At 44.8% G+C, this 11532-nt stretch carries 7 protein-coding genes; all 7 read left to right on the plus strand.

Annotation, left to right across the window (positions count from 1 at the left end; translation table 11 throughout):
* Positions 1-367: 367 nt before the first annotated feature.
* Positions 368-754: a fibronectin type III domain-containing protein gene (locus NVS78_RS12570; protein WP_286359490.1), complete on the plus strand. Its 387-nt coding sequence runs from the start codon at positions 368-370 to the stop codon at positions 752-754.
* A 62-nt stretch (positions 755-816) separates the two neighbouring features.
* Entirely contained in the window at positions 817-2001 is a 1185-nt protein-coding gene (locus NVS78_RS12575; RefSeq protein ID WP_286359491.1) for a TolB-like 6-bladed beta-propeller domain-containing protein, read from the plus strand.
* Positions 2002-2028: 27 nt separating this feature from the next.
* Positions 2029-5235, plus strand: coding sequence for a golvesin C-terminal-like domain-containing protein (locus NVS78_RS12580; RefSeq protein ID WP_286359492.1), 3207 nt, complete (start codon positions 2029-2031; stop codon positions 5233-5235).
* A 34-nt stretch (positions 5236-5269) separates the two neighbouring features.
* Positions 5270-5650, plus strand: coding sequence for a hypothetical protein (locus NVS78_RS12585; RefSeq protein ID WP_286359493.1), 381 nt, complete (start codon positions 5270-5272; stop codon positions 5648-5650).
* A gap of 44 nt (positions 5651-5694) precedes the next feature.
* Positions 5695-6861 (plus strand): hypothetical protein, encoded by a 1167-nt coding sequence (locus tag NVS78_RS12590; protein WP_286359494.1) that lies wholly within the window; start codon positions 5695-5697, stop codon positions 6859-6861.
* Between the two features lie 402 nt (positions 6862-7263).
* Positions 7264-8796 carry a histidine kinase gene (locus NVS78_RS12595; protein WP_286359495.1) on the plus strand — a complete coding sequence of 511 codons (1533 nt, stop codon included), beginning with the start codon at positions 7264-7266 and terminating at the stop codon, positions 8794-8796.
* Positions 8797-8950: 154 nt separating this feature from the next.
* Complete coding sequence (locus NVS78_RS12600) at positions 8951-11521, plus strand: zinc-dependent metalloprotease (RefSeq protein ID WP_286359496.1); 2571 nt, start codon at positions 8951-8953, stop codon at positions 11519-11521.
* The last annotated feature ends 11 nt before the right edge of the window (positions 11522-11532 follow it).

Genomic DNA, 11532 nt, shown 5'->3' on the forward strand with positions numbered 1-11532 from the left:
TTAGCGCCGATGGTACTGCCGCGAGGTGGGAGAGTAGGTCGATGCCGAATTTAGGGAGAAGCCACGAGAGATCGTGGCTTTTTTTTATTGTAGATTGTAGATTTTAAATTGTAGATTTTAAATTGAAAACGGAATTCAATCTACAATCTACAATTTAAAATTGTCAATCATTTAATCTCCTAATCCATTTAATCTCTCAATCTCTTATCATGTAGTCTACTATCATCAATATTTCTAATATCAGATTTCTTCAATCTATAATTGTTATTATTTGGAATAAAATTCGATGAAATTTATTTGCAAATAACATATTTTTTTTAACTTTACAAGTGATATGTTTATTATGAACCTATATAATTTCACGATTATGAAATCAAAAAAGTTAAAATTAATCTTGACTGTATGTATCGGTCTAACCCTTACGACCGTTGCTACTGCCGCGGTGTATGTACTTTCTCCTCCTTCGCCTCCTCGAGCGCTTCGGATTGATGATATAACGCCAACCAGCTGTAAACTAAGTTTTTCACCTCCTGCAGATGATGGCGGATTACCTGTATCACTTTATCTTATTGAAGTTAAGGATGCTCGTTTGGATTTATCCTGGAGGCCTTATGCTTCAGTTAAAACGACTAAATCTGCAATTAAGTGTGAAGAGTCGGGATCTCTTATGAAAATTCGAGTTCGAGCTGAAAACGCAGCTGGAGTGAGCCCTCCATCAGATAAAATAGTGATACGATTTCCAAAAGTAAACTAAATTTTTTTTATTTATATCTCGGATAATTCCATTCAAGATTATCCGAAATTAAATTTATAATCATGAAGAAGATGTATAGATTTTTATGGCTTTTGCTGGGCATTTTTATTCTTGATAGTCACCTCGCCGTTTGTTCTTCCCCCCCTACGCGTTTGGATATGAACACGGATTTCACGGTGGTTGAAAAAGTGGAACTGAAGCCTTTCAAAACGTACGACGGTTTAAAAGCGTGGCATACCTGGATCATCGACGGCTCCCTGCTGTATGTCATCGACCATGATCCCAGGTATGATTTGGGAACTTGTTATGATTTCAACACGGGCAAGAAGTTATCCGTGCTTGCAAAACACGGGAAAGCTCCATACGAATTATCCGATTATATACACTACAATACAATTCACGTGACAAAAGATTTTATCGTGTTTGTGCCTGCTGAAACAATGTTAAAGACGGTTTCTCGCAAAGCCGTTTATACTCGAGAAAACGCGATAAAGGTTTTTGCCAAAAAAGATGTGATCAACAATGTCCCCGTGAAAGACAGGAAAGTGATCATTCCCGCGTTTCCGGACAGCGTTTGGGTAGAGCAGGCGACGATTCTCCCGAACGGGGCTATCGTGGCGATAATGCCTTCCCCTATCTTTGACAAGCAAAAACTGGAAAAAGATGCCCGTACGGGTATGGAGAAGAAAACCCTGATGGTTCTCGGTCAGAAGGGGGTAACCTATCACGAAACACTCCCGGGTGACGGTTTCCCGGAATACGAGATGTATTCGAAGCCGAATCCGTACATCTCGATGAAACAGGCTAACGCGAGAGGTCTTTTTAGAACGAGAGGCAACGATATGGCTGTTTTCGCCGTGAATGGTCAATTCATGTTGTACACGTTCGATTTCAACAGCGGGAAGGTCGAAAACGTGAAAAGGTACACGGATATTTTACCTTTGAATGCTGGAGATGAAGTATGTAACGACATGGAATTGCGTGTCGTGTGCCTGGAAGTGACCGGTAACCATATTTTCTGCCTGGTGAGCGGTTATTTTAGCGAGGCGGATAAGCAATCGAAGACAGACAGAAGTGCCATCTTCGTGTTTGACTGGAATTTGAAACCGATCAAGAAGTTTGAATTGCCAAAGCTAACCAAGGGGTACTACACGATTCCCATGGATGGAAGCGCGGTTTACTTCAAACAAGTCGATAAGGAAAACCGCCAAAACACGCTGTTGTATAAGGCCGATTTGAAAATATAACGACATATAGTCAAAAATCATAAACTTTTGAAAACCGCGTTAAAAACAATTGTCACTCACGAGAGCAAACTGGTGAGAAGAAACTGGTTGTTCTACCTGTTCATGCTCGGGGTGTTAGGATTCATGGTCGGGTTCTTGATCCCCTGGAATGCCCGAAGCCTCCAGTGGTGGCAGGTGGTCCTCGCCTCGTCCCTCTCCGCGTACGGGTTTTATTTCTTAAATCTCTTTCAATCCATCGTGATCACTTTTCTTGTTTGTGACATCCAGCGCAAGCGGAAAAAAGCCGAAACACGAGAGGTCCTTTTCACCAGACCCGTTGATAACGAGGAAGTATTCCTCGGGGAGGTATTAGGTATACTGATCCCGTTTCTCGCGGTCGATGTTATCTTCATGATTTTCTGCGGGGTTATCCATGTCATCGTTCCCGATTCACCCGTGAATCCCGGGGTGTACCTGTTTTACCTGCTGGTGCGCGTGATACCCACGCTCGTTTTTATCACCGGGTTAGCGTCGCTCGTGAACCGCTTGACCAAACACCCCCTTGTCAGCTGGATGATCCTGGTTGGGGCGTTCTACTTCTCGTGCGCTTACCTGACAAAACCCCTGCACGGGATGCTGGATTTCCGGGGAAGTTCGCTCACGGACTCTTTTTCCACCCTCGTGGGGTTCATAGACCTCGACGAGACGCTGCTACACCGGGGAGCCTTCTTGCTACTGGGGATTTGTTTACTATGCTTTGCCGCCCCTCTTGCTAAAAGATTACCCGGGAAACCCGGGCGAAAAATTTATTTCGCCGCGGCCGCGGCCCTCTTTCTCGTGCTTTCCGTGGGACTGGGGAGCATCTACTTGAACAAGTTCCAAAACCGAAAGGAGAACAGGAATGCGTACCGAGAAACTTTCACCGGGTATAACAAGTACCCCACCGCCCGCGTACTCACCCATGACATCACGTATCAACCCGGGGGAGACCGCCTCTCGGCAACAAGCCGGATGGAGATACAAAATCAACGGAAAGTGAAAATGGAGCGATTTTTACTCTTCCTGAACCCGGGTCTTCGGATCAACAAGGTGGAATCCAACGGGCAGAACATCCCCTGGCACCGGGAACATCAAGTCGTGGTCATCGAACGCCCCCTGGAGCCCGGCGAGCGTGTCGAGGTGACGATGGAATACGCGGGAGGCATCGACGAGGAGGTTTACCAGGTGAATCTCTCCGACGAGGAGTTCTTCTCTCCCATTAGTTACACCATGCACATCGAGAATTTGGGGAACCGGTTGGCTTTTGTGTCGGGAGATTTCACGCTGCTGGTACCGGAAGTGATGTGGTACCCCATGGCCGTGCCCCCCGTGGGGTTGATGGCCTCCAGGGAGATGAATTTCACGCGCTATACGCTACGGGTGAAGGAACCGGGAGAGAAGGTCGTTTTATCCCAGGGAAAAACCTCCAGGGAGGGGGAGTACGTCACGTTCGAGAACCTGCAAAACCTGACCGGGATAAGCTTGTGCATCGGTAAATTCGAGAAAAGAGCGGTCACCGTGGATTCCCTGACGGTGGAGCTTTACACCTACCCGGGAAACGACTTCTACATGAAAACCGTTGACGCGTATAAACCCCTGCGAAAAGGGGCGCCGGGACGAGAGCAAACGATAGAGAGCATATTCCGTTCCTGTAAAGATATCATCGAAAAAGGCCAGGATTACCCCTATCCCTACAAGTATTTGAAATTAATCGAGGCACCGGCCTCTTTCCTGCATTACAACGGGCATTCTCTGTATCGTGATAACGCCCAGCCGGAGATCGTTTTCTTTAATGAGCGATGGCCTCAAGAGGTAGAAAAACCCGGGAGCGGTTGGGAAGAGTTGCTGTCAGACAAGTTGCCCTACGCCTTGAAACACACGGGTATCGACAAGGTTTTCTCGGGACACACCCGTAGCGTGACATCCGACAAGTTCCGGGGGATGGATCTCCTGTACCGGCAAATGATGAACCCGCTATCGCAGAGGCTTACTGTAAAACCATACATGTTCGAGCGGATCGAGAAAAACGGCCTGGAAGGATGTATCACGGGAGAGTACAGTCTGGAACAAGAGGTCGCTATTTCTTTAAAGGTTTCCCACTTGTTGAGTTACTTGACGACGATAACCTCTTGGGACTCCTTGAGTCGGTTCATGGAAGAGTTTAATACGCGTACCTGCTTCCAGGAAGTGAATTTCGATTCGTTTATCGACGAGTTCGAACAACGTTTCGGGAAAAATATCCGGAATTACCTGGACAAGTGGTACATGAGCCGTGAAATACCCCGGTTGCACGTCAAGGATCAATACAATAAAGTCACGGATCGATTAAAAATTATGGATTTCAAGGTGGGTAATATCAGCGAGACGGGTGGTATCGTTTCCGTCATCTCGTACGCGACTGATGACCTCGGAAGAAACCGGGTATATCGTTGGCGGAGTTACCCGGTCAACCCCGGGGAATACAAGCGAATCGTCGTTCATGAAGATCGAAGGTATGGATTAATGCTCACGACAAATTTCTCGGGGAACCTGCCGGGAACTTTTTCATTTCAAAACGAGCAAACGATTAAATCCGGCACGATACCCGAAGAGGGGGTTACCCCGCTGAAGCGGGACGAATTCTATCCCCCGGGAGAGATTATCGTGGATAATGAAGATGAAAATTTCCATTTGATCGACTCCCCGGAGAGGCGGACGCAATTGGCGGATCTTATGAACCCAAAGAGAGGCGAGGGAGAATATAATTTGAGAGTGTCTTGGAATACTAAAATAAACACGTGGGGTTCTCCTATTATTCCCATGTTGGTAAATAATTGTTACGGGAAATGTACACGTAGTCTCTATACCAAAAAAGCGGGTACCGGGAAGTTCAAGGCCGAATGGGTAGCTAACCTCCCGGAAGCGGGCAGGTACGAGATCTTTATTCATAGACCTCATCTGCTAAGCTATGTCGACGAGAATGGTAAATTTCTTGCCGATTACCCGGGGATGAGAAATTACTACACGGTGCATACTCCCGAGGGAGAAAAGGAGGTTGTCCTGGAGGTTGAAAAGGGTGATCCCGCCTGGGTATCGCTCGGTGTATTCAGCTTGCCGGCCGGGGGCTCCCGCGTGGTATTGGATGACCGGGGAGCTCCTCCCATCACGGACAAGTACGGAGGAACTTATGTTCAGCTGGTGGTGGCTGATGCTGTCAAATGGGTGATGAAAGAGTGATTATAAAGAAAATGAATATATAAAAAATAACGTTATGAAGAAAAACAACATGAAATCATGGTTACTTACTTGCTTAGGTGCGGTTTTCACGACTATGACAATAGCCGGGGTAAGTGGAGTGCTTAAAGCACCCCGGGGATCCGGCGTACCGATATATGAACGGACAGAAACGAGTATTAAAATTACGTTCAAACCTCTCGAGGGAGACGGGGAGGAACCCGTCTCCCATCGGTACGTCGAATCCCGGGGCCCTTGGGATCTGGCGTGGAAGTTCCGGGGGATGACTTCGACGTCCGAATACGAGGTGACGGCGATAAGGAAAGGAGCTTTGGCTGAATATCGCGGAACCGCTTCCAATGCGGCCGGTATGAGCAAAAGGTCAACCGTGAGTACCAGTTTCATAAAAATCCAGTAGATTCATCAAGATTCAAGGTTCATTGAATTTAATATCAAGTAATCATGAGAAAAAAAAACATACAATCGTTTTTAGTTCCTCTAATCGGCCTCTTCATGTTCAGTTGCGACAACGCTGAAAAGTTTCCGCTATCGAGCATAGACACGGATTTTGTCGTTGTCGGGAAGCTGGATTTTCAACGCTATAAAAATTTGACAGTCAAGCACGACAACTTCATGGATGACGTGATAACTTCAAGTAGTATTAACGTGATAGAAGAGTCGGTGCTGTGGTTCGTTGAGCCCCTTGAAGATGATGATTACGATGCTTGCATTTGTTATAACCTGAACACGGGGGAATCGTTGGCTTCGAGTGCGTCACCGGGGAGAGCGCCCTACCAGATGGAAGGATTAACGGGGTTCAAGATCGTAGGGGATTCCGTCTACTTTTATGAAGGCCGGAACACGATCAAGACCTTTAACAAGCAAGAGATTATTCGGGATGTTCCCATGGAGGAGAGGAAGTTCAGCGTAACGACTTTCCCGGATTCGGTTTGGGTATCCCGAATGACGAAATTGCCGAACGGCACGGTGATAGCTACCATTCGCCCGCCTTTTGAATTTGAAAAGAACAACGTGAACGAGATCAATAAAAACTCGGTGGTGGTTTGGGACCATCAAGCAATGAAGGGGTACCAGACGATCGACTACGCCAGTTTCGATGTCAAGAAAAGGAAGCGCACCGAGATCCCGGCGAACGACCTTATCAAGTGGACTTACGCGCAAGGCTTTATCGAGACACGAGGTAACGACTTGGCCGTGATCGCCTCGAGCGACCAGTTCATCTTATACACGTTCGACGTGACCACGGGTAAGGTGGTGAACGAGAAGAGATACACGCCGGTTCAATACTCTAATGAAGAGTTCTGTTTCTTATCAACCAACGACATGCGGCAGCGTATTTTAGCCATGGAGGCGAACGACTCGTACATCGTATGTAAGGTGGGGGGGTATTTTAATGCAGAAGATAAAGAGTATGAAGTGTATAAAGAGGCCATTTTCGTGTTCGACTGGAACCTGAATCCGATCAAGCGTTTCGATTTGCCCGATTTAGGTCCTAAGGGGTACTTTTCGATATCGAATGATGCCCGCTCGGTGTATTTCAATGATTATGCGGCCGAAGAGGATGAGTTCTTCAAACTCACGCTGCATAAAGCGGATTTAGCGTTATGATTTAAATCGACATGTCGTTCCTTAAAATTGAATCTTATATTTATTTGATTGTTAATGATACATCGGGACATTGGAGTTTGAATATAGGAACAAAAAAGTATTGCCTGTCAAGTAGGGTTCAGTAGGACTATTCCTGAATGCCAAGAGTATATCTTTACTGTAACGGTCATAAAAATTTACTATTTCATAAACATAGCATTATGGCTATGATCAGTCGGGCGGCCAGACAATGGCCGCCCGAATTTTGAAAAACATCGTCTGTGCAATAAAGCGTCGCGGCATGATTTGTCCATCTTTTTAATCCCCCGATCATTATATCCCTCGATCCCAGAATCCCTTAATCTTTTAATCATTAATCAACATTTGCCATTTGTCGTTTTTTTCTTTTATCTTTGATTTCAAATGAAGTTTAGGACCAACAATATTATTTTGATGGGCTTTGTTTTATTAGCCCTTTTCCTTGTGGCCATTTATTTGATCGGAGACAAGATAGGTTCCGTGTGGAATCGGTTGAATAATGATTTTGTTATGGATCAATGTCGTTATCGTTCGCAAACGATCGCTTATGAATTTAAGAAGACGGAGCAATTGCAACGGGTAGTCCGGGAATTTTTTACTTCCAAAAAGTGGCAGGAGGAGGAGGAGTTGTTTTCTTCTTTGATGATTATACCTCAATTGGACACGAAACTGAGCCGGATATGGTATTTTGTGGATGGAGAGAATATATTGAATGTATTGGATAAAGATACGACCTCTTTTTATAAATATAAATTGTCGGAAAGGAAGCAGTCGGAGTTTAGAGAGATGATAGATACGCTCCAGAATGATCGTTATAGCGGGACCTATAATGATGCCGGGAAAATTTATTGGACCACGGTAGATGTTATTAGGAATAAAAAATGGGGAGATGTGCTTTTAGGTTTTGATATCTCTTTACCGGATTTGCATACCTATTTTTCGGAGATAACGGCTATATTCCGGAGTTATGTTTTTATCGTCAATGAAAAGGGTACTATTCTCTCTCATCCGGATGAGCGTTTATTGGGGCAAAAGCTGATGGAGAAAGAAGAGTTGGATTCGATAAAGCAGGTATTGAAAGAAAAGAAGGAGCTGCGTATTTTGGCGAACTCTGCTTATTTGAAGGTTCCTGTGGTAAGGGTCTATTTTCCGTTGGAAGTAGGAAATGAACGCTGGATCATAGGAGTGAATGTTCCTCAATTTGTTTATAGCGAACAAACCGAAGAATTCCATCGTTATGCTATTATTATCGCGTTGATTACTATTTTGATATTTACGGTGTTACTCTTCCTCGCGCAACATAAATGGCGAAAGGAGTATCGGTTGAGGCGTAAGGTGGAGCGGGAGTCTGTCGAGTTGAACTTGCAACAGTTGAAAAATCAGATCAATCCTCATTTTCTTTTTAATTCTTTAAATTCGTTGAGTGCTTTGATTGGAACCGATACGGTATTGGCCAAAGAATTTGTTTTGAAGTTATCAAAAGTATACCGTTATCTTTTGGAAAAAAGAAATGTCAGTTTGGCCACCGTCAGAGACGAATTGGAATTTACCCGTCAATACTACTTTTTACAGAAAATACGGTTTGGCGAGTCTTTGGAGTTGATATTCGATGTCGATTCCGATGTATTCGACCTGAAGATCCCGACCATGAGTCTGCAAACGTTGGTCGAGAATGCGATAAAGCATAACCAGGTAACCGTACAAAAGCCTCTCTGGATAAAAATATACGTGTTCGACGATTGTGTCGTCGTTGAAAATAATTACCAGCCTCGTACCGAATCTACGGTTGAATCGATAGGTGTAGGCTTGGAACGTATTCGAAAAATGTATGAATTTTACGGGCGTTCCGGCTTTGAATTCAGTAGTACAGGTGCTTATTTTATATGCAAATTGCCGTTGTTAAGCGTTGATTCATAAGGAGAAACAATGAATTTTCGTTTCGTGGTATTTTTTCTGTTATTCACTCCTTCATTTTAGGCATTCACTCCTTTTTTATTTCGTTTTTTTCAATAATAGGGTATTATTGTAAAAGATGAATAGGCTCATGATAACTATTATAAAGACAAAAACTATGATTACAACGAAAACCTTTATTGTATGTATGACGGTATTGACGTCGTTTTTCTTTCTTCCTGCCGAAGGAGCGGTTAGAAACAGGCATAAGAAAAAGGAAGTTAAAACGGATACTGCGGTTACCAAAAACAAATACGATGAATTATTGAATAAAGCCAAGACGGCGGAAGGTATGATAAAAATTCATACAGTCGGTAATGACTATTATTTTGAGATAGCCGATTCTTTATTGGGACGGGATATTCTGATTGTAAACAAAGTATCCGGAGTTCCTGGAGCTTTGAATGACGCCGGATTGAACAAGGGAATGGAGTACGATGACAAGATTGTTCGTTTTTATAAGGACGAGGCTTTAAATAAGGTTTGGGTAACGACCTACGACCCGAGGGTAAGCGTTCCGGAGGGGGATGCAATCAGTCAGTCGGTCAAAGATAATTACCGGGAGTCTGTGATCGAATATTTTCCGATCGAAGCTTATGGAAAAGATTCGACGACGGTCGTATTTAAAGTGAACAAGATTTTTGACGGTAGCGAGAAAAGTATAAATGATTTGTATCATAGTATCTCTTTGGGAACGTCTGTAAAAAGAGATCTATCGAAGATATTGAGCGTGAAAGTTTTTCCGAAAAATGTGGTGGTAAAGGCGTTAATGACGACGCAGGTGACAGATGGGGCCGTTTCGGTCCCATTAACCGTTGAAACGACAACAAATCTTGTGCTTTTGGATAAAGAGCCGATGAAGCCCCGTTTTGCGGATCCGAGAGTAGGTTTTTTCAGTACGGAACGTATTTATTTTAATGACAAACAGCAAGCGGTGGAACGACGGGAGCTTGTACATCGTTGGAGATTGGAACCGAAACCGGAAGACGTGGAAAAATACAAACGGGGAGAGTTGGTTGAGCCGGTGAAACAAATTGTATTTTACATCGATCCGGCCACGCCGAAGCAATGGCGTGAGGAGATAATAGCCGGTGTTTATGACTGGCAGGCGGCTTTTGAAGCGGCCGGATTTAAAAACGCCGTTGTTGCCAAAGAAGTGCCTGCCGATGCGACGGATTTTGATATCGAGGATGTACGTTATTCTGTAATCACTTATGCCGCTTCGGAACAGGCAAACGCGATGGGACCTTCGGTTGTCGATCCTCGTTCCGGAGAGATTATTGAAGCGGATGTGGTATGGTGGCATAATGTAATGAGTCTGTTACATACCTGGATGAGAGTTCAGACGGCAGCAATCGATCCGAGCGTCCGCGGAAATAAATTGAGCGATGAACACATGGCAAGCGCTATTCGCTTTGTTTCTTCCCATGAGGTAGGACATACCTTCGGATTGAAACATAATATGGGAGCCTCCTCTTCTTTCCCGGTAGATTCGTTAAGATCGCCCGAATTTACGTCTAAAATGGGAGGGACGGCAAGTTCCATTATGGATTACGCTCGTTTTAATTACGTGGCGCAACCGGAGGATGGCGTAACGGAGATTACCCCGAAGATCGGTATGTACGATAAGTTTGCCATTCGCTGGGCTTATCGTTGGTTGGATGTTGCGACTCCTCAAGAGGAATTACCTGTTTTGAACGATTGGATACGGGAGCATGAGGGCGACCCGATGTATTGGTACGGAGAACAACAGGATCCCCGGGATCCGATCGATCCCCGTTCTCAGGATGAAGATTTGGGCGACGATATCGTGAAAGCCAACCGTTACGGAATAAAGAATCTGAAACGGATCGTTCCCCATATTCAGGAGTGGACGGAGGAAGAGGGACAAGGTTATTTCGAGGCGGGTAAATTGTTGATGGCCGTGATTAACCAGTGGAAAATGTACGGGGATCATGTAACGGCAAACGTAGGGGGGATTTACATTAACAATCCCGTAAAAGGAAGTTCGGAAGACCGTTATATTCCCGTGCCCAAAGGCATCCAGAAAGAGAGCGTAAAATATCTTATCGAAGAGGTCTTTACGGTTCCCGAATGGTTGTTCGGAGCGGAAGTATGGAAAAAAAGCTACCCGATACAATCGGGAGTCGAATACTCTCCGTACACGGTTGTCAGGGAGTTGCAGTACGCTACTTTTTATAATTTGTTGAAAGACGATCGTTTGATGAGAATGTATGATGCGGAAGCGACTTTAGGTAGAGAGAAATGTTATACGCCGGAAGAGTTGTTTGCCGATTTGCACAAAGCTGTTTTCAAAGGAACTTTAGCCGGACGTAGTTTGTCTGTTTATGAACGTATGGCTCAAAAAAATTATATCGATGCTATTATCGTGAGTTCCAACAAAGCAGTAGAGAAAACTACGAAAAAGGCTCTTCGCGGGGATGAAACAGGGTGCTGTTTCGCATCCCGGAGGCCCGCTTTCACGTTAGATCTGCAGGAAGATGTACAGATTCGGATGTTGCACTTCTATTCCATGGGAAGAGTTTCCGAGGCCGTATCTGTGAAACGGGGAGAGTTGCTGAAGGTATTGAAGTTGGCGGAGAACCGTCGTGCTACGGGTGATGTGGCGACACGACACCATTATGAGGACTTGATTATACGCGTAAAAGAGGCGTTGAATATGCGATAATTGAAAAGAAT

The sequence above is a fragment of the Gabonibacter chumensis genome, from assembly GCF_024741215.1.
Lineage (GTDB): Bacteria > Bacteroidota > Bacteroidia > Bacteroidales > Marinifilaceae > Gabonibacter > Gabonibacter massiliensis.